Origin of the sequence: Paenibacillus sp. TCA20 (assembly GCF_000732325.1) — a bacterium.
Lineage (GTDB): Bacteria > Bacillota > Bacilli > Paenibacillales > Paenibacillaceae > Paenibacillus > Paenibacillus urinalis.
This window is the reverse complement of the sequence record NZ_BBIW01000012.1, coordinates 26742-45109: the sequence shown is the minus strand read 5'-3', so window position 1 is coordinate 45109 and position 18368 is coordinate 26742. Positions and strand designations below refer to the sequence as shown.

Annotated in this window: 19 protein-coding genes and 1 riboswitch; of the genes, 7 read left to right on the top strand and 12 right to left on the bottom strand. The window is 46.9% G+C overall.

Annotated elements, in window-relative coordinates; all coding sequences use genetic code 11:
• Nucleotides 1–160: 160 nt before the first annotated feature.
• The 3 genes from TCA2_RS26370 to TCA2_RS20025 are packed head-to-tail and all read right to left on the bottom strand — an operon-like array spanning nucleotide 161 to nucleotide 4041.
• Entirely contained in the window at nucleotides 161–2851 is a 2691-nt protein-coding gene (locus TCA2_RS26370; protein ID WP_052512243.1) for an energy-coupling factor transporter ATPase, read from the bottom strand.
• A complete protein-coding gene (locus TCA2_RS20030) occupies nucleotides 2851–3429 on the bottom strand; it encodes an ECF transporter S component (protein WP_047913392.1) in 579 nt (192 codons plus the stop codon). Before TCA2_RS20030 ends, TCA2_RS26370 begins: the two co-directional genes overlap by 1 nt.
• Nucleotides 3430–3432: 3 nt before the next feature.
• Nucleotides 3433–4041, bottom strand: coding sequence for a YkoF family thiamine/hydroxymethylpyrimidine-binding protein (locus tag TCA2_RS20025; RefSeq protein WP_047913391.1), 609 nt, complete (start codon nucleotides 4039–4041; stop codon nucleotides 3433–3435).
• Nucleotides 4042–4194: 153 nt separating this feature from the next.
• Nucleotides 4195–4317: riboswitch (TPP riboswitch) on the bottom strand.
• Nucleotides 4318–4438: 121 nt separating this feature from the next.
• Between TCA2_RS20025 and TCA2_RS20020 the strand changes: the two genes are divergently transcribed.
• A complete protein-coding gene (locus TCA2_RS20020; RefSeq protein ID WP_047913390.1) occupies nucleotides 4439–5089 on the top strand; it encodes a LysE family translocator in 651 nt (216 codons plus the stop codon).
• Nucleotides 5090–5186: 97 nt separating this feature from the next.
• Complete coding sequence (locus TCA2_RS20015; protein WP_047913389.1) at nucleotides 5187–5423, top strand: DUF896 domain-containing protein; 237 nt, start codon at nucleotides 5187–5189, stop codon at nucleotides 5421–5423.
• Nucleotides 5424–5508: 85 nt separating this feature from the next.
• Here TCA2_RS20015 and TCA2_RS28085 read toward each other — a convergent pair whose 3' ends face one another.
• The 4 genes from TCA2_RS28085 to TCA2_RS20000 all read right to left on the bottom strand — a co-directional run bounded on the left by TCA2_RS28085 (nucleotide 5509) and on the right by TCA2_RS20000 (nucleotide 10180).
• Nucleotides 5509–7020: a DEAD/DEAH box helicase gene (locus TCA2_RS28085; protein WP_370510372.1), complete on the bottom strand. Its 1512-nt coding sequence runs from the start codon at nucleotides 7018–7020 to the stop codon at nucleotides 5509–5511.
• 3 nt (nucleotides 7021–7023) lie between these two features.
• Complete coding sequence (locus TCA2_RS28080; protein ID WP_370510371.1) at nucleotides 7024–8805, bottom strand: SNF2 helicase associated domain-containing protein; 1782 nt, start codon at nucleotides 8803–8805, stop codon at nucleotides 7024–7026.
• A 156-nt stretch (nucleotides 8806–8961) separates the two neighbouring features.
• Nucleotides 8962–9558: an N-acetyltransferase gene (locus TCA2_RS20005; RefSeq protein ID WP_047913388.1), complete on the bottom strand. Its 597-nt coding sequence runs from the start codon at nucleotides 9556–9558 to the stop codon at nucleotides 8962–8964.
• 10 nt (nucleotides 9559–9568) lie between these two features.
• Complete coding sequence (locus tag TCA2_RS20000; protein WP_047913387.1) at nucleotides 9569–10180, bottom strand: TetR/AcrR family transcriptional regulator; 612 nt, start codon at nucleotides 10178–10180, stop codon at nucleotides 9569–9571.
• Between the two features lie 298 nt (nucleotides 10181–10478).
• On the opposite strand from TCA2_RS20000, the gene TCA2_RS19995 reads away from it, so the two are divergent.
• The gene (locus TCA2_RS19995; protein ID WP_047913386.1) at nucleotides 10479–11255 is read left to right on the top strand and encodes a DUF817 domain-containing protein; all 777 of its coding nucleotides are present in this window, start codon (nucleotides 10479–10481) and stop codon (nucleotides 11253–11255) included.
• Nucleotides 11256–11270: 15 nt separating this feature from the next.
• Here the strand turns inward: TCA2_RS19995 and TCA2_RS19990 are convergent, their stop codons facing one another.
• Together TCA2_RS19990 and TCA2_RS19980 are read right to left on the bottom strand one after the other, a co-directional pair.
• The gene (locus TCA2_RS19990; protein WP_047913385.1) at nucleotides 11271–11891 is read right to left on the bottom strand and encodes a histidine phosphatase family protein; all 621 of its coding nucleotides are present in this window, start codon (nucleotides 11889–11891) and stop codon (nucleotides 11271–11273) included.
• Between the two features lie 695 nt (nucleotides 11892–12586).
• Nucleotides 12587–13099 (bottom strand): AAA family ATPase, encoded by a 513-nt coding sequence (locus TCA2_RS19980; protein WP_047913383.1) that lies wholly within the window; start codon nucleotides 13097–13099, stop codon nucleotides 12587–12589.
• A gap of 301 nt (nucleotides 13100–13400) precedes the next feature.
• Between TCA2_RS19980 and TCA2_RS19975 the strand changes: the two genes are divergently transcribed.
• Genes TCA2_RS19975 through TCA2_RS19960 form a run of 4 tightly spaced genes read left to right on the top strand, consistent with a single transcriptional unit; the run spans nucleotide 13401 to nucleotide 16156 of the window.
• The gene (locus TCA2_RS19975) at nucleotides 13401–13730 is read left to right on the top strand and encodes a PadR family transcriptional regulator (protein WP_047913382.1); all 330 of its coding nucleotides are present in this window, start codon (nucleotides 13401–13403) and stop codon (nucleotides 13728–13730) included.
• Between the two features lie 13 nt (nucleotides 13731–13743).
• Entirely contained in the window at nucleotides 13744–14607 is an 864-nt protein-coding gene (locus TCA2_RS19970; protein ID WP_047913381.1) for a pentapeptide repeat-containing protein, read from the top strand.
• An 18-nt stretch (nucleotides 14608–14625) separates the two neighbouring features.
• Nucleotides 14626–15387, top strand: coding sequence for an ABC transporter ATP-binding protein (locus TCA2_RS19965; RefSeq protein WP_047913380.1), 762 nt, complete (start codon nucleotides 14626–14628; stop codon nucleotides 15385–15387).
• A gap of 1 nt (nucleotide 15388) precedes the next feature.
• Nucleotides 15389–16156, top strand: a complete 768-nt coding sequence (locus tag TCA2_RS19960) for an ABC transporter permease (RefSeq protein ID WP_047913379.1) — start codon at nucleotides 15389–15391, stop codon at nucleotides 16154–16156.
• A 115-nt stretch (nucleotides 16157–16271) separates the two neighbouring features.
• Here TCA2_RS19960 and TCA2_RS19955 read toward each other — a convergent pair whose 3' ends face one another.
• The 3 genes from TCA2_RS19955 to TCA2_RS19945 all read right to left on the bottom strand — a co-directional run bounded on the left by TCA2_RS19955 (nucleotide 16272) and on the right by TCA2_RS19945 (nucleotide 18341).
• Entirely contained in the window at nucleotides 16272–16730 is a 459-nt protein-coding gene (locus TCA2_RS19955; RefSeq protein WP_047913378.1) for a hypothetical protein, read from the bottom strand.
• A gap of 118 nt (nucleotides 16731–16848) precedes the next feature.
• Nucleotides 16849–17376, bottom strand: coding sequence for a GrpB family protein (locus tag TCA2_RS19950; RefSeq protein ID WP_047913377.1), 528 nt, complete (start codon nucleotides 17374–17376; stop codon nucleotides 16849–16851).
• 29 nt (nucleotides 17377–17405) lie between these two features.
• Nucleotides 17406–18341 (bottom strand): HEAT repeat domain-containing protein, encoded by a 936-nt coding sequence (locus TCA2_RS19945; RefSeq protein WP_047913376.1) that lies wholly within the window; start codon nucleotides 18339–18341, stop codon nucleotides 17406–17408.
• Between the last annotated feature and the right edge of the window lie 27 nt (nucleotides 18342–18368).

The window sequence follows — 18368 nt, the reverse complement described above, 5'->3', positions numbered from 1 at the left end:
CCTTCACAGCAGGACAGGCAAAGTAACTTAGCGCTCCTTTGGACTCGTGTCCTTATTCTTCTTCCATTGTAGAAGAATAAGGACACCCCTTGAAGTCATAAACGTCAACTCATGAGTATGACAAATGTCATGTATCCTCCTATTTCGTATGTTTAACCAGTTACAGCTGTCCTCCGTACCATTCCAAATATCCAAGCTGTGCGGCCAATAAAAAGCATAGAGAAATCGCCGCCAGCAATATCATCAGGAAGCCCCAATCCTGCCATCTTACTTGCAGCTTCAAATAAAAATCACGATCCCGCTTCCCCGTGAATCCTCTGGATACCATGGCGACAGCTACCCGCTCGGATTTGCGAATGCTGCTGGCCAGCAGCGGAATCGAGTACCTCTTGAACGCGTGAAGAATAAAGCGCACTCCCCTCTCCCGCTGAATCCCCCGCATACGGTGGGCCTGCTGCATCGTCGCAAGCTCTTCCCGGAACAGCGGCAAGAAGCGATAACCTGCCATAATCCCGTAAGCGAGCTTCGGGGACAGCCTGCACTGCTGCATCAGGCTAAAGATCAGCTTCACCGGATCTGTCGTAAGAATGAACAGGAGCGAGAGCGCAGAGAAGGTGAGCGTACGAAGCCCGAGAGACAGAGCGGTAAGCACCGTTTCTCGTCCCGCCTCAAACCCGCCGATCCTGATCCATACTTCATCATTCATAACGATGCTCTCTCTCGGAAAGACAATCGCTGTCCACACATAGCCGAGGGCCATGATCAAGAATGGTGCAAACAGCAGCACCCATCTGCGCCAGGATACTTGGCCAAGCCACGCCGTAAGCAGGATCGTTACGATTAAAGCACTCAGCTGCGTGAAGGGATCAAATGCGAGTGACAGCAGTATGACACCAAGGGTGACGGCAAGGGCCTTAATACTCGGATTCATATGATGGAGATTCCAGCCGCCGTGCTGAGAAGAAGCGGAAGCACTTCCGGCTGATTTGACTGCACTTCCAGCTTCGAATGTGATTGCGTTTGCTTCGTCTGAACTTGTAAGTGCTTCGTACACACTTGAATTATGGACAGGGGCTTCAGCTGTATTCGGGAACTTCTCCGTTCTGATGCTAGAGTCCATTTCTAATGCTCTTGCCAGCTGTACCTCAAGCGGCAGCACCAGCTTCGCCTCAGCAAGTCGCTCCTCAGGCCAGTGCCACAGTGCTGACAGGCTGTCGTCCAGCTCTATCTTTCCTTCCATCATCACAATCACACGAGTAGCGTAAGCGCGGACCCATTCCATATCATGTGTGATCATAATGACCGTAAGTCCTTGCCGGACCCTGGACTTCAATGCTTCCAGCAGCCTCAGAGATGCATAGGCATCCTGGCCATAGGTGGGCTCATCACATATAAGCACCTGCTGCTCTTCCACAAGCATCGAAGCTACGCTGAGTCTTCGTTTCTGGCCCTGACTCAGTGCATAGGGACTGTAGTCTGCAAGGTGAGACAGCCGGAACTCGGATAGAAGCTCTGCTGTCCTCAGCTGAACCTCTTCCTCGGACTTACCTTGCAGGCGCAGTCCAAATGCAAGCTCCTCGCTCACTTTATCCGTAACGAACTGATGCTCGGGATGCTGAAAGACGAGGCCGACCCGCTTGCGGATGACAGACTCCGGCACCCGGATCATATCCTCTCCGCCAGCAAGAACCCGCCCTTCCTTAGGCGTGAGCAATCCGGACAGAAGCCCGGCCAGCGTAGACTTCCCTGCTCCATTCGGTCCGGTTATAGCGATGAATTCACCTGCTCTCACCCGCAGAGAGACATTCTGAATGACAGGCCGATCCTGTCGATAAAATGTCATCCCATGTGCCTCCAGCACAGGAGCATGTCTCTCTCCATCTCCTCTAGAATACAGAGATAGCTCAGAGCTCTTCTGCAAGTAGTCAATTACCTGCCCTTGCTCAAGCTTAGGACGTGATACCCAGTAATGGATGAGCTCTTCAGCAGTGAGTGGAAGAACATCCGCCGATCCCGGTACATATTCACTTAGCTGCCGCTGCAGGCTCACTGGGCCAGGCACCCAAATCCCCATTTGCTCCAGTTCAGCACGATATTTCGAGAAAAACTCGCTCGGTGCAGCCACTCGGCATATCTGTCCTTCCTGATCCATTAGGGCAATACGATCGATGTCTGCCATCCAGGCATCCAGCTGATGCTCGATTAGGAGCACCGTTATTCCATGCTTTTTGCGAAGTGATGAGATGAGCTGAGCCAGATTACGAGTAGCCACCGGGTCAAGATTGGCCGTCGGCTCATCCAATACAAGGATGCCGGGGCGAAGCGCGAGTGCACAGGCAATCGCTAGACGCTGCTTCATGCCGCCGGAGAGAGTGTGAATCTGAGCCGTTCTGTACGGCAGCAGGTCAACCATCTCAAGCGCTTCATCCATTCGGCTGCGGATCCTCTCATGTGGACATTCCACATTTTCCAAGCAGAAGGCAACCTCTTCTTCTACTGTCAGCATACAGAACTGGCTATCGACATCTTGAAAGACAATCCCTACCGCTTGCGCATGCAATGCTGCACTCTGCTCTACCATCGGCCTGCCCCATATCCTGACGCTTCCCGTAACCAGACTCTCGATCTCTTGCGGATAAATTCCGTTCAGACACAGCGCGAGCGAGCTCTTACCGCTCCCGCTTGGTCCCAGGAGCAGCAGCATCTCACCTGGAATCAAGTCGAATGTGATCCCATTTAATATAAGCGGAGCTTCTTCCTCATACTGAAGAGTCAAATCTCTCACTTCAATGGCAGCAGCGGACCTGCAAGTCTCATCGACAGGTTGATCTTTGTCCGTGTGGAGTACCATTATGCTTTGTGTGACCGGGCTGCTGCTTTGGCAACCGGGAAGCTTCGCAGCACACCCGTACGAACCAGTGCATCCGCAATCCATTTTCCGAGCAGACCGGCCAGAATTGCTCCGCTGATGATCCGTACCGCCAGCATGGCGATGACAAATTCAGGTGATAATGCAGCAAAGCCGGACCGGAAGTAGCCCCAGGCGAAGCTGAACACTGCTGCCCCTATACCTGACAGCATCAGGACGGGCAGCGAATATTTACGATAACGAACCGCTGCAAAGACCATTTCTGCTCCAAGACCTTGAATCATCGCCGATACGATAAGAATAGGACCGGTTGTGTTTCCAATCAGTACTTCAATAATGCCAGCAATAGTTTCGGACAAAAAGGCCGCCCCTGGCTTGCGGATAATATAGGCAGCAATAATGGAGACAATGAACCAGATTCCGAAGATCACCTCATAACCCATCGGTCCCATGACACCGGTGAGCAGATTGCCAATTTGTAAAAATACGAGATAAATGACGGCAAATACAACGGACAATGAGCTTAATACGATAATGTCACGCAGCTTCCAGGCTCCCATACGTTATTCCGCCTTCCCTTGCTTCTTATTAGAAGGACTGTTGCAGGACAGCGTTACGGTCATTACGACATGGGACACCGATTCCTGCGTCACTTCAAAGGATTGCTCCAGTGTCTTGAAGATCGTATGTACATCCCCTTCTAGGCGTGTAGCGTAATGAATACCTCCGCCGTAGCTGCCATCCTCCTTCGCAATATCAACGACGTTCGCAATCTTCTTCATGTATTCCGGCTCTCCGAGAGCGTATAGGGCATATTCCGCTGCTCCTTCAATACGGATAGAGGATACGATGTCTTCATTCATTCGGACAGCATCCTCTGACATGTATACATCACCCGCCGAATCACCCGGACAGCCAATAGAGAAGGTGCCGCTGAACACCACGTGCTCGCCTGTCTTGGCTGCATGCAGATAAATCGCCTTCATAACGTCAAAAACATGCTCAAGCCTGCCGCGTACGCAGGTACTTACATCACCGGTCTCTGTCCATACCTTGGAGGTATCCGCCTCTTGGATTGCACCAAGAATAATATCAACAAACCGATCGCTCATCGGATATAGCGAAAAACGACAGCCCACGATTCGACTTGTTCCACATACTTCTGTACTCATTACTCCATCTCCTCAGGTTCGTATTGCTGAAACAACACAAAAAAGAGCTGCACCCCTGAGTGAGTGCAGCTCAATAAAATGTAATGCCCTGAATTTTGCTTGATCTGAACTGAAGCTTGTGTCAGATCGGATGCCGGTTCCGGGCCTATATCATTTCATATCCCCGCACTTCCCCACGCTAGTATGATCTAGATCGGGTGTAAAGGGTTAACCGCCATCGTCCATATCATCGACGTATTGGTCTCTCAGCCAGTTAAGGCACCCCTAGTGCTGTATTTCGATTATGCTGTTCCAATCGTAACCCATTATACTGCTTTCTCCTGTTTTGTAAAGACTCGATTGTCTACACAAATTGGTAAACATGAATTATGATATTTACAACAAAGGAGGGCTCCACATGCTGGGTATTATTAACTTCGAAGTATTTCTGATCTCGTCCATCCTGCTCAATATTACGCCAGGGCCTGATACGATGTATGTTCTTGGCAGAAGTGTGGCTCAGGGGAAGCGGGCGGGCATTGTTTCGGCGCTTGGCATTACGGCAGGGGGCGTTGTGCATACACTGCTTGCTGCGTTCGGTTTATCCGTGATCTTGATGAGCTCTGCTGTTCTGTTCAATGTCATCAAGGTTGTAGGTGCAATTTATCTAGCGTATCTCGGCATTCGAATGCTGATCGACAAGGCATCGCCTAAGGCTAAGTCTCATGGTGGACCTGTAGATACGCCTTCCGAGTTATCGAATTCCAAAATATTTACACAAGGCCTTTTCACGAATGTAACCAATCCTAAAGTCGCCATGTTTTTTCTCGCATTTATGCCGCAATTTATTGCCCCGGGCAGCGATGCTTCGCCACTGCCTTTTGTAGTGCTTGGTCTTACATATTGCTTGACCGGAGGAATCTGGAGCATCCTGATCGCCGCCTTCTCGTCCACAGCAACGGGTAAACTGAGAAATAACGTCAAGATGAAGACGATCCTTAACAAAGCGACAGGGTTCATATTTATTGCAATGAGTATTACGCTGCTCAGAACCAAAGCTATAGAGTAGCAGATAACAGCCTATCTTCTACCCTTCGGGTTGCAATAAGCCGTATCATACAGTAAACTGTCAGGATACAATGTAGCTTGAAAGGAAGGCTGATACCATGGAGATCCCTTCATTAAATAGAATTAATGAGCTGAGCCGCAAACAGAAGAAAGAAGGCCTGACAGCGGAGGAAATTACCGAACAGAAGGCGCTTCGTGAGGAATATTTGAAGGCGATCCGCGGACAGGTATTGTCCACGATATCCGGACTGACCATCGTAGATCCGAACGGAGATGACGTTACTCCGGAGAAGCTCAAGCTCGAGCAGCAGCAGGATAAATCAAAGCTCAATTAAAGCAAAATAAGGATAGAATCGAATACCTGTACAACGGCGGGTATCTGTCGATTCTATCCTTTTCTTTTATGCAGGATCATCTATGCTATATCGCCAGTATTTCGCGGATTTCTTCCTCACTTAAGGTGGATGATGATTCCTGACCTGGCTGAATCACTTCTTCTATGAGATTTTTCTTACGCTGCTGAAGCTCATACATCTTGTCCTCTACGGTACCGCGGCTCACCAGCCGGATGACCTGAACCACATTCTTCTGTCCCATCCGGTGTGCCCGGCTCGCTGCCTGGTCCTCTACCGCAGGGTTCCACCACAGATCATACAGAATGACGGTATCAGCCCCCGTCAAGTTAAGTCCCGTACCCCCGGCTTTAAGCGATATGAGGAAGAAGTCCCTCTCTCCCTCATTAAATCGCTGACACATTTCAACACGCTCTTGGCCTGGTGTCTGTCCATCCAGATAAAAGAACGGAATACCCTGAGCTCCGAGCTCCCTGCCGATGATGCCCAGCATTTCTGTAAATTGTGAGAAGAGCAGCACCCTTTTGCCCGCGCTCCGGCTTTCTTCGATCAGCTCCATCAATTGCTCGAACTTCGCAGAGCTGCCTTGATAGCCTTCCACAAACAGCCCTGGGTGGCAGCACAGCTGTCTTAGCCGGGTTAGGCCGGCCAGGATCTTGATTCGATTCTTATCGAACTGCTTCTCGCTCAGATGCTTCACGGTCTCAGCCCGCAGCTTGGCCAAGAAGGCAACATAGAGCTTCTTCTGCTCGGTCAGCAGCTCGGAAGTGTGCAAGGATTCGATCTTCTCCGGCAGCTCCGCAAGTACATCTGCCTTGACTCGGCGGAGGAGGAATGGACGAATTCTGCGGGCAATAGCTTCTCTTGATAACTCGTTGAAGGCCTTTCGCCCCTGAAACAGCTCCGGAAATACAACGTCAAAGATGGACCACAGTTCTTCAAGGCTGTTCTCAATGGGTGTCCCGGTAAGTGCAAACCGGTGTCTCGCATTTATTGCTTTTACCGCATGTGCGGTTTGGGTTGCATAATTCTTGAACGCCTGGGCTTCATCCATAATAAAGGTATGGAAATGCCGTTCACTATACATATCCGCATCCATTCGCAGAAGCGGATAAGATGTGATAAGTACATCTACCGCATGATGCTCGCGGATCATTCTCAGCCGATCTGGCTTACTTCCGTCTACGATGACGGTCGTGAGTTCTGGAGCAAACTTCTCTAGCTCATTCTTCCAATTGTAAATAAGTGAGGCAGGCGCAGCGATCATTACAGGCTGCTTATGCTCGCGGATGGCTTGAAGCTCAGACACGATGTAGGTGATGCTCTGCAGCGTTTTGCCTAGCCCCATATCGTCTGCCAGAATGCCTCCAAACCGATAGGAGGCCAGCGTCTTCATCCACAGATATCCCTGCTTCTGATAGTCTCGCAGAATAGGAGCCAGCCGGGCAGGAACAGGGAAATCCATATGTTCAGGATGGGCGAGATTCTCCATGAATTCCTTCAATCTGCTGCCAAACTGTACTTGGTCTCCCAGATCCCGGTCCATCACACGGAGTCCTGCAGCGACCGGAAGCTTCATGATTCAGTCCTCGATCTCTCCCTTGCGAAAGCCCATATCGTTCATGAGCCTCACCATCTCTTGAAAGGCTGGTGCTGATAAGGGCATGAGTGCGCCATTCGACAGCTTATGATATCTTCTTTTGGCTTCCACGCTCTCGATCACGTGCTTAATTTCATTCACCGGTATTCCGTTAATATCAAATTTGAATTCCATCCAATCGGTGCGCTCATCCATGTCCATATGAATCTTCGGAGCAATCGGCTCGGACAGTACTCTGATCTTCACCGCTGAAGTGGCATATACATCAAGTAGCTGCTCAAGCTGAGGCATCGTGTAATACAGAAAATCAAACTCCGCATCCTCATTCTCCAGGTAATATCCAGATTCCGTCTGAGTAAAATCACTCGTTTGCATGAGCCGGATAATTTGTTCCTCTTGCGGCTTATCTCGAATAATGATCTTGTTCTCCGGGAGCCTCGCCTTCTCCTCCAGCGGATTGATCACGACATCTCCGTACTGGAACTCGAGACTCGCCAGCAGCTTGTCCCGAACGCGATCCAGATACAGCCTTGCCTTCATCGGCACTTGAACCATGTGGCTGGACACTTCCTCTGCCAGGTGCACTCGCCCGAGCCGCATCAGACCCGGAACGACCTTCTCCATGTAAGGGCTCATCTGCTTGGCAGGTATCGTGAGCTTGGGAATATGAACACGTGAGAGCTTCTCCTGTAAGCCCGCGATCTGGCTGACGGATTCCTCCGACATTTTATAGAAAATACCGTTCTTTAGCGTCATCCGATATTCCGGCAGGATCAGTACATCGCGAATCCCCATAGCCGTCAGCTCATAGCCTGCATCTGTGTCCGACTTCGTAAATTCAAAATCCAGGGGCAGCAGGCTGCCTGTACAGGATACGCCGCTGAATATCTGCTCCTCCTGCTGCGTATATGCCTCTGGTACATTCTGGAGCAGGGGCGCGATTCGCTCCCATGCCAGCGGAGGAATCAGCAGCAGCCTGTCCTGGTTTCTGCCACGTCCCGGATAGGAGTTTATCGATTCGTGATACATCTCCTCCTGACGCTCCAATTGGATGAGCTCTTTCAACACCGCTTCGTCATGAGGTCTGAAATAATGAGCTTCGGGGTTATAGGTGAAATTCTTCGAGAAGACATACGATCCCCCATGCTGCATCCGGCTAAGAAACTGCTTCATCTGCTGAACGATATACAAGCGCTTCGCTCCAAGCTTCATCTCCAGCCCGATCATCTGCTTATTCAAACCGTATGGAACAGGCCTGATCAAATACTCTATGCGAAGAGGCTCTCTTGTCTCCATAATATATTTGGCTTCCGGACTCACTCGGCTCGTGCTGCTGAAGAGGGCAAGCACATCCTCTATAAGCTGCTCCTCACTCGCTTCTCTGTGAAAGCGCGGGGTTAAACGTCCCTCTGGAACGACGGTCTCGGGATGAAGCAACGAAGGGTAAGACTTCACTTCAATCCGCCCCTCCTGCTGCATCTCGCTGATCTGAAGAAGGACAGCCGCAATATGCTTGCAATAATAATTGTAATTGGTGTAGGCAGGGCAAGTGCACTGCGCTTCCACATCGCCTCCGGCATTCATTTGGATCGAGACATCATATTTATTTCTGCCGCCGCCTTTAACAACCGCCTGAAAATTGCCCGCCGATGCGTCCGATAAAGTAATACCTACCATGCCTGCATTATAGTACTCTTCACCACGTTCATAGAACTTCTTGCCACACAGCAGTTTAATTTTCTTCCGATTCAGCATTGTCGTCATGTCGCTTTGTTACCTTCCTTCTGGCTTTTCACGTTTCAATTCTTGTAACTGCAATGATACCATTAATGAGCGACAGTTTCACTTCATAAGTCTCTTCGTCATTTGATGTACAACAAAAAAAGAAGGCAACAAGCGCCTTCAAGTTAGGTGGTGTATTTAATCATTTTTCGTATATTTCAATGACACAATCTGATTGATGCCTATTTTCTCAGCCCTTTTTACGGGTATTGGCTTGCTTTTATATACTTCAAAGCCTAATTTTTGATACAACTTCATGGCCGGAATATTGGTATCTGCGACTTCTTCAATCAAGTATATTTGATATGGTGTATGCTCAAGAATATACTGTACCAGCTGTGAAGCAATACCTTTACCTCTATATTCAACACTTGTTCCTATAAATTCGATAGAACCTGCGCCTGGCGGGAAATTTATATAAGGAGCTTCAAACTCCTTCTTTAGAAAAACACCGGCAAGACTGCCTTTATATATGCCCAAATGCTTGCGGAGCTCTGTTCTATCCAGCTTGACGGAGTGTGATATTCCGTTTGTACAAGCAGCTATACCGACTACTTTTCCTTCGGATACAGCTACGTAGAATTGATTCAGAATAAACATATGAGCAAATGCTGCTGCAATCTTGTTCTTATCTTTGGAGAAGTACCCTAACCACTGTGAGAACCCATCTGCAAATATTTCGGAGATCTCACCTCTCACATCAAACTGAGCTTGATCTGCTCTAACCACACGAATCGCGATAAAATCACTCCCTTTCCTTGAATAAAAATGCGGTGAGGACAGCGGGTGAAGGCATGATAAAACGACTCTTCAGCAGTACCTTCATCTCAGCCAGACCCTGGACCGACGCATAAAAAAAGACGGACATCTCATATGCATCACCCGAGCGAAACTCTCCAAGCTGCTGCCCTTTACGAATAAGCTCTGCTGTAGAATTAAGCAGTTTGCCATTTACTTGAATGATCTCGTCATATTGAATTGAAGTCGTGCCAGCACCTGCTAGTAACGATTGATTAATAAGAATTAGCAAATTGGCCAGCTCCTCCCCATTGATCAAATCGGTGTAGATTTCGTGGACAAACTGTTCCATTATCTGTCTCGGGGATACATCGGCTTCAAAGGAAACAATATTACGTTTCAAGCCTTCCAAGGCATAGGCTACCAATTCGTTGAATAATTGTTCCTTTGTTTTGTAATGCCGATATAAGAGCCCAATACTAATGCCCGCTGTATCCGCAATCTGTTGAACATTCGTCGAGCCAAACCCTTGGTGAACGAATAACTGCATTGCAGCTAATTGTATTTTAACTCTGGTCGCATTACGCATTTCTTCAAATTGCTCCTTGGTTCGCGGCAAACCGTTACACCCCTAATTTTTTGAGTGAGTTTTCACTCATTATAAAATAATACATTCCGAATCACAATCCTTTATGTGTTTACACTCTCATTTTTGCGCTAACTATGCTAAGGAGTATATCTCCATTTTCTTTATCCTTTTCTTAAAACATGAAAAATACCTCAGGCGATTTTCTATTTTTCCAAACATATAACCCAGGTAAGATTAATACAAGATAAGAAATGAGATTCTAGCATGGATCAGGCTAAGCTTGATTGCAGGCCTATTCAATTGAAGAATCGAAAGGAGACAACATCACTTGAAATCGATCGTACAGCTGCTCCATTTTGGATATCATCAGGCGATGAGCTGTATATTCCCTGTCGCGATCTTCGCAACGCTGGCCATAACCAGTGTGATTGAGATCCCTTTCCTCTACCGGTACGACGCCATTCTATTGATATTGCTCGCTGTGCAATATTTCATGTACCGCAGCGGACTGGAAACGATGGATGAGATCAAGGTCATCTGTGTATTTCACGTCATTGGCTTGGTACTGGAGCTGTATAAGGTATGGATGGGATCGTGGTCATATCCCGAGCCTGGATATACGAAACTCTTCGGAGTTCCACTCTACAGTGGATTTATGTATGCAAGTGTAGCCAGCTTTATGTGTCAAATATGGCGGAGACTGCGAATGGACATGACGGGATGGCCTGGAACACTGTCGTCGATGCTGCTAGGAGGAGCTATATATCTTAATTTCTTCACACATCATTTCATCCCCGATTATCGCTGGTGGCTGACTCTGCTTGTGTTCATTGTGTTCTGGAAGACATGGATCATCTATCGGGTACGATCTAAAACCTACCGAATGCCTTTGACGCTTGCCTTCCTTATTGTGGGCTTCTTCATCTGGACAGCGGAAAATATTGCAACGTTCTTTAATGGATGGAAGTATCCTGATCAGCATGACACCTGGCAGCTGGTGAGCTTCAGCAAGATCAGCTCCTGGTTTCTCCTTGTGATTATCAGCGTCATTATTGTGGCTCAGCTGAAATATGTTAAAGCAAATCGGAACATAAAAAAATCATAAAAAATGGAGCAGGGTCTAATCCTGCTCCGTTAAGTGCTCCAGACCATTTTCAATTGTTGTTTGCCATTGGCCATTGATATTCTCCAATTTATGAATGCCTGTATTGGAAGCCGGGAACTTATTATTTTTATTCGTCCATTCTAAGCCTTTCAAGATATGATATACGATATTAATAACCCCGCCATGAGTTACCACAAGAATGTTCTCCATATGCTCCTTGGATTGTTCTTCGCATAAGGAATTGAAGGTCTCTTGAATTCGCATGTAAAATTCCATTGGGCTCTCACCGCCAGGATACCGTTCATCCATTCTTAAGCTCGAAAAATACAGCCCTGGATATCGTTCGTTGACGATTTCATGAGGCATTCCGGCAATAACTCCATTATTCATTTCTCTCCAATCCCTGCTGCTTTCGACGGACAAATTCAGATCCTTAGCCAGTTCATTCGCCGTATCCAGTGCTCTCTGCAAGTCACTGCTAACGATCCGATGGATTGGATGAGTGCTCTTGTTATCTTTTAAATACCTGCCCAGTTTCTCCGATTGCCTATAGCCTTCAATATTCAGACCCCTTTGGCTCCAGCCCCCTCGATATCCTTCATCATCCGCACCATGCCTTACAAAATAGATTGCCATTGTTCTTCCCCCTAATTTCAACGTGCTTAAGTTAGTCATTCTTTCGAGCAAGCTAAAATTGAACACCAACTATACTAACACATATGGAAGAAATTAACTTATGTTAATGCAATAACCTTAGTTCTTTCTTTGTTAGTAATTTTCCAATTCTGTTTCTTTATCTTGAATGAAAGGATCGATGTCCAATACTGCAGAATCTTCATTATTAAAGAAAATTGAAGGTTTAATGCCATCCTCTTTAATTTGGGGCAAAAACTCATCAATGAACTCGGTTAGATCGATTGCCTAGCTCTTTTCATATGGCCTCCAAACTTTTTACATATAGGAATTTTAACTTTTCCTCATTTCATACGTTTTGTATAGAAAGGAGTGATCAACTTGTTTTTCTTTATATGGTTTTTCCTCATTGGTATTCTGTCACTTGTCATGGGGATTCGAGCCTTAAGAAACCCTGATGCTTGGCCTTTTGATCGATATGTTGATGAAGATGGGGAAACCGATCTGGTTAACATCAAAATAAGAGGGATTTGTCTTCTAGCATTCGGCGCTGTTCTTACTATCTTATCTTTTCAGCAGCTTATATGAGATTGAGATGTGGATTCCTGTCGTGAAGAAGCCCGGCACTTAGTAAAAGAAGAGCAGCAACAGTGACTGTCACTGTGTGCTGCTCTCTATTTTTGTCCCCAACACAACCATCAACTAATTTGCCCGCGAACTCCTTCTAATTGCTGACACAACTGCTCAAAGCTATCGGCTGCCGTTTGATGAGCTGTATCGATAACGATGCGGTCTCGGTCCCAAGCGTCATACTCCCGATGTATGACCTGCTCCCACGCTGGAAAAACGAGGCCCGGAATATCTACTGCACGCGTTTCGACTCGCTGCCTATGTTCATTTTGGTCAGAGCAGACTACTTCAATTTCCACAAAAGGAGCTTTAACCGACTCAGCTGCATTGCGCCAAGCTTCGCGTGTGATTGGGATCGGATTCACCGTATCTGCAATGACGTTGAGACCAAGCCGGAGATTCTGGGAGGCCAACGCATAACACACAATGTAGCCTTCCGGTCCATCAACCTTCGCTCCAGCATCCCGCATAGCCTGCTCTACAACATCCACCCGGAGATACACTGCACGTAACTCACGAGCCAGCATAGAAGACAACGTCGATTTCCCGGTAGCTGGCAAACCGCTAAATATATATAGCACCAAACCCACCTCCTAATAAATGAATCCTTTCTGACAATGAAATGAATGGATATCTCTTATTCAATCATTAAAACATAATTTATCCCCCTCGTCTTTTCTCTCCATGCTCTAATGCAGATGTTTTTCTTTTGCTGCAGCAGACATATGATTCATCCATCGACTACCCCAGCTTCAACAACCGCAGCTCTGCATAAAACCCATGACAGAAGTACATTTATTACGAATTAAGTATTTTATTTAAAATACTACCTTGACTGTCAAAGTACTTTGATGTACTATACAGTTAACGGAGGAGATAAATATGAGTAAGAACAAGATTACTTCAGATTTACTTCGCGGACACACAGATACCATGATATTGCGACTATTATCCGAAGCTGACCGTTATGGCTATGAGATCGTCAAGATGATTGCCGAGCGCTCGGAAGGCGAGTATGAATTAAAGGAAGCGACGATGTACTCCAGCGTCCGGCGATTAGAAAATGATGGCGAGATCGAATGGTACTGGGGTGACGAATCTCAGGGTGGAAGACGTAAATATTTCAGAATTACCGAGAAAGGCAAGTCCATCTATGTCCGCAACAAAGACAACTGGGAATACGCCAAGCGAGTGCTTGAAAATTTATTATAAGGAGATGTTTGTTATGAACGAGAAGCTGTCGAGTTACTTGAACAGTGTGTTTGCACCCTATGATGGAGTGAAGAGCGTTACCGAATTAAAGAGCGATCTGCTCTTCGATCTGGAGGAGCGGTACCGTGAACTAAAGGCTGAAGGCAAGGATGATGATACTGCCTTTGCAATGACTATTGACAGCATCGGAGATATTGAACAAACCGTGATCGAGGTGGCTAACCTCTCCCGCTCGCTGGAGCGGCAGGTAGTGACTAACTTAAAGGCGAGCAACCTGCCTCAGAGCGATTTTGCCGGCGTCACCGCCCACAAAGGAAATTTCTCATCAAGCGTTCTGCAAGGATCTGACTTCACGAATGCAGATTTGGCCGGCAGCTCGTTTCATTCTAGCAATGTACGCGATGCGATTTTCGACGGAGCAAACCTTACAGACTGTAACTTTTCCACACTTGATCTTGCAAATGGCCGCTTCCATAAATCGATCCTTGTACGTACCAACTTCAGCAAGTCGTGGCTGGCCGGAGCCAAATTCTTAAATACAAGACTGATGGACGTCAATCTGAGTATGGCCTACCTTAGAGAAACTACTTTCCAGAATTGTATCTTCGACGGAGCGGACTTCAGTAAATCGGATCTGGGAGGCATGTGCTTCGATGGGCAAACGTTTATCGGCGTTAAATTTGACAAAGCGGGGCTGCACGAGGTCTCGTTCAAGGGCGCTACACTGAGGAATGTGTCATTCCAAGGGTTCCCGCTGTCCAAGAAATATTACCGAGCCATCAAAACGATCAATTTCGAAGGTGCAGTCATGGATAAACTGACTTACGCATCACTTAAAGGCCTAGAAGCCGATTTGTCCAAAGTGACAGTTCGATAAATAAGGAGGAGAAAACGTATGAGCAGCCTATCTATTAAGGTTACAGGTCTTCAAAAGTCCTACAAGCAGCATCAAGTCCTAAAGGGGGTCGATTTTGAGGTTGAAAAGGGCAGCATCTTTGCCCTGCTCGGCTCCAACGGGGCTGGTAAAACAACAACGGTCAGAATTCTCACAACACTGCTCAAGCAAGACAGCGGAACCGCGAACGTGAATGGATTCGATGTAGCTGCTGATCCTAATAAGGTACGCCAGTCGATCAGTCTAACCGGACAATTTGCCGCCGTGGATGAAATTTTGACCGGACGAGAAAATCTGATTATGATCGCCAAGCTGCGATATCTCAAAAATCCACGCCAGGTAGCTGCTGAGCTGCTGACACGTTTTGGCCTGACCGATGCAGCCGACCGCAGAGTATCTACGTATTCCGGTGGAATGCGGCGCAGACTGGACATCGCCCTGAGCCTTGTGGGAAATCCGGAGGTTATCTTCCTGGATGAACCAACCACCGGACTTGATCCTGAGGCGCGCATCGAAGTGTGGAAGACTGTAAAAGAATTGGCTGACGGAGGCAAGACGGTGCTGCTCACCACGCAGTATTTGGAGGAGGCAGAACAGCTTGCCGACCGAATTGCCATATTGCACGAGGGCCGAATTATCGCGAGCGGTACGCTTACCGAGCTTAAACAGCTGTTCCCATCTGCAAAGGTGGAGTATGTCGAGAAACAGCCTTCACTCGAGGAAATCTTCCTCGCCATCGTCGGAACTAAGGGGGAAAAGTAAAATGGAAATGACAAAAAAGCACTTTTTCAGCGATATGGGTGTTATGCTTGGCCGTTCCATGCGGCATATTTTCCGCAGTATGGACACCATCATCACCGTCTGCATCACAACTATTGCCATGATGCTGTTGTTCGTTTATGTATTTGGCGGTGCAATTCAAACCGATACCGATAACTATGTTAACTACCTGCTGCCCGGCATCCTGCTGATTGCGATCGCCAGCGGTATATCTTATACGGCTTACCGTCTGTTTCTGGATAAGCAGCGAGGCATTATCGAGCGTTTTAACACGATGCCAATATCCCGTTCCGCCTTACTATGGGGGCATGTTCTAACCTCGGTCGTATCCAATGTTCTATCTGTTATCGTCATCATTCTTGTAGCGCTTATTATGGGTTTTCGCTCGCAGGCGGGTATACTCCCTTGGCTTGCAGTTGCCGGAATACTCATCTTGTTCACGCTGGCTCTAACCTGGGTCGCGGTGATTGCCGGACTGTCCGCAAATTCAGTCGAAGGCGCAAGTGCCTTCTCCTATCCACTGATCTTCCTGCCATTCATTAGCTCGGCGTTTGTTCCCACCGATACGATGCCGACGGTCGTTCGCGCCTTCGCCGAGAACCAACCGGTGACTTCGATCGTTGAAACCATCCGTGCATTATTGTCCGGTACACCCGTAGGCAACGATATCTGGGTCGCTCTTGCATGGTGTGTCGGGATAACCATCGTCTCCTACTTCTTTGCCATGCGGGTATACAAAAATCGGGTATAATTAGGGTTTCTTTTGAAAAAATGGAGCAACTGCCAACCCGGCAAGCTGCTCCTTCTTTATTTTGAAAATATGACAGTCATTATTTTTTTCATCGCTTCTATATGTAATAATTCGATTATAAAGGGTCCATCGCCCATAAGATTCCAATTTTATCATTATCTAAAGCGATAACACCCGTATCTATTGTATTCCATTTAGATTTGCTTATGGTTGCCCAAGAGTAGAGCTTAAGAAGATCACCGTTCGAATCAAAATGTCCATTTGTATAAAACATCACTTCTGGCTGAAATTGATCTACAAAATAGGCACTTAACTCCTCAGCCCATGACTTACTCGGTAAATCTATATCGTGAGTCATATTTGTGGAAATAGCATAAGTCAGAATTTTTGCTGCATAAGCCTTCTCGATATGCCTGAATTGCCATACATTCTCCGCATTATGTCCCATCTGCTCTAAGAACGATTCCAGTATACGATCTTTTTCCAGTTTACTTCTTAGTTCATAACCGTATGTGACTTTGCCTCCATCTCTTTTTGCTAATAGACAACGGAATTCCTCTTCACTTTGTATCATTTTGGACTGGTCCTCTCAATCTGTACAATGTATTAACATAGCTTCTCGCTCTTTCCGAACTTTTGTAGCTTAATGCCCAATACGATGCGCTTCAATATCAATGGGGTGCAAATGAATGTTATTCATCTGTTCTACACTGTGATTCTCTATACCAAGCAAGCGCGAGCTGCTCCATTTCCGTCACATAAGCTTTTTTGGCCGGGCTGTACTCACTTGTATGCTCATAGCGCTGAGCCAGTTCCTCTTTAAATCTGCCGTATCTTTCTGCTTCCTCAGGATGGCTTCTCAAATAGTCTCTCAACACGAGATGCCGCTCAATATGCGGATTGCCTGCTTGATAAAAATGAATATGATGAGTTCTGTTCTCTCCGCCCTTGCGAAACAGTCTTCTTCCCGGAATTCCCCAATCCCCGGCAACATCATACCCCAGCGAATGCATGGTATCATTGAAGCGGTCAACCCGATCAATCTGATTCACGATACAGATCATATCAATTACAGGCTTGGCCATTAAACCGGGAACTGCGGTGCTTCCAAAATGCTCAATGTTTATAATCTCACCGCCAAACAGGTTCATCAGAAAATCGGCCTCTTCTTGAAACCGCCTGACCCATACCTCGTCGTAATTACTCAGTCTCACTTTCATACCATCACTCCTCAAGATAATCAGAGTACTTATAAGCTGAAAGATAACACTCGCTGCTTCTCTTCATCAAAGAGATAATCGTACTTTTTAGTCTTAATCCATAAAATTAAGTTCTGAATTTGATGATGATCATCTTTATAACGACTCAAAAAATCCAAAGCAAGAATCAAATCATCGCTTTCCCACTTCCGTTTTCTACTCAGCATCTTTTTAACCCGAGTTAGAACTGCATCGACGGCTGTATCGTCACCGTGATGATGAATAGCAGTCACAGCATAGGATTTTACAGCAGGTGAGCGATCCTTTAAGGCTTCAATAAAGATCGGAAGATGCGAAGAATCTCCTAGCGCATCTAGTGCGCGAATTACTGCACTTCTTACCTCACCCTGATCGTGCTCCAATCGAGTGAGAAGATAAGGAATCGATCTGGCAGAGCCTGCCTTACACAAGGAGGCCATTGCATAGCAGAGATCGTTCGCATCGCTCGAGTTCTTTATTACTCCCAGAAGAGCCGTCTCGCTGGCTTCACTATTGCATTTTTTCAATGCCAAAATTGCTGAGTGCCGTACAAGCCAGCGATCATCTTGAATCCATTTTATAATAGGTGTACATTCCGGAACCTTATCCTGCTCTGCGATTTGATCGAGTATCGAGCTCAAAGTATACTTGTTTGTTTCCATATCAAGCCGTTCTATTAGAACATCAACAACACGGGTATCACCCGTATTTGATCCGATTTTACCAAGCATAAAATATATATTGCGTTTGAAACTCTCTTCTTTGCTGTTCTCTTCTAACAAACGATGGAGAAATGGGATCACAGCCGTATCCGTTAAGCTTTCAACAGTTCGGGTTGCATTCCAAGCTGGGGTCCCCTCATTAGTCCAAATTCTCTCATCTTCCCTATACATTAATTCCTGGCCTGACATTTGATATAACAGTTCAAGCAATTGTTGATTGTTCATGATACAAGCTCCTGGTTCTGTTCGATA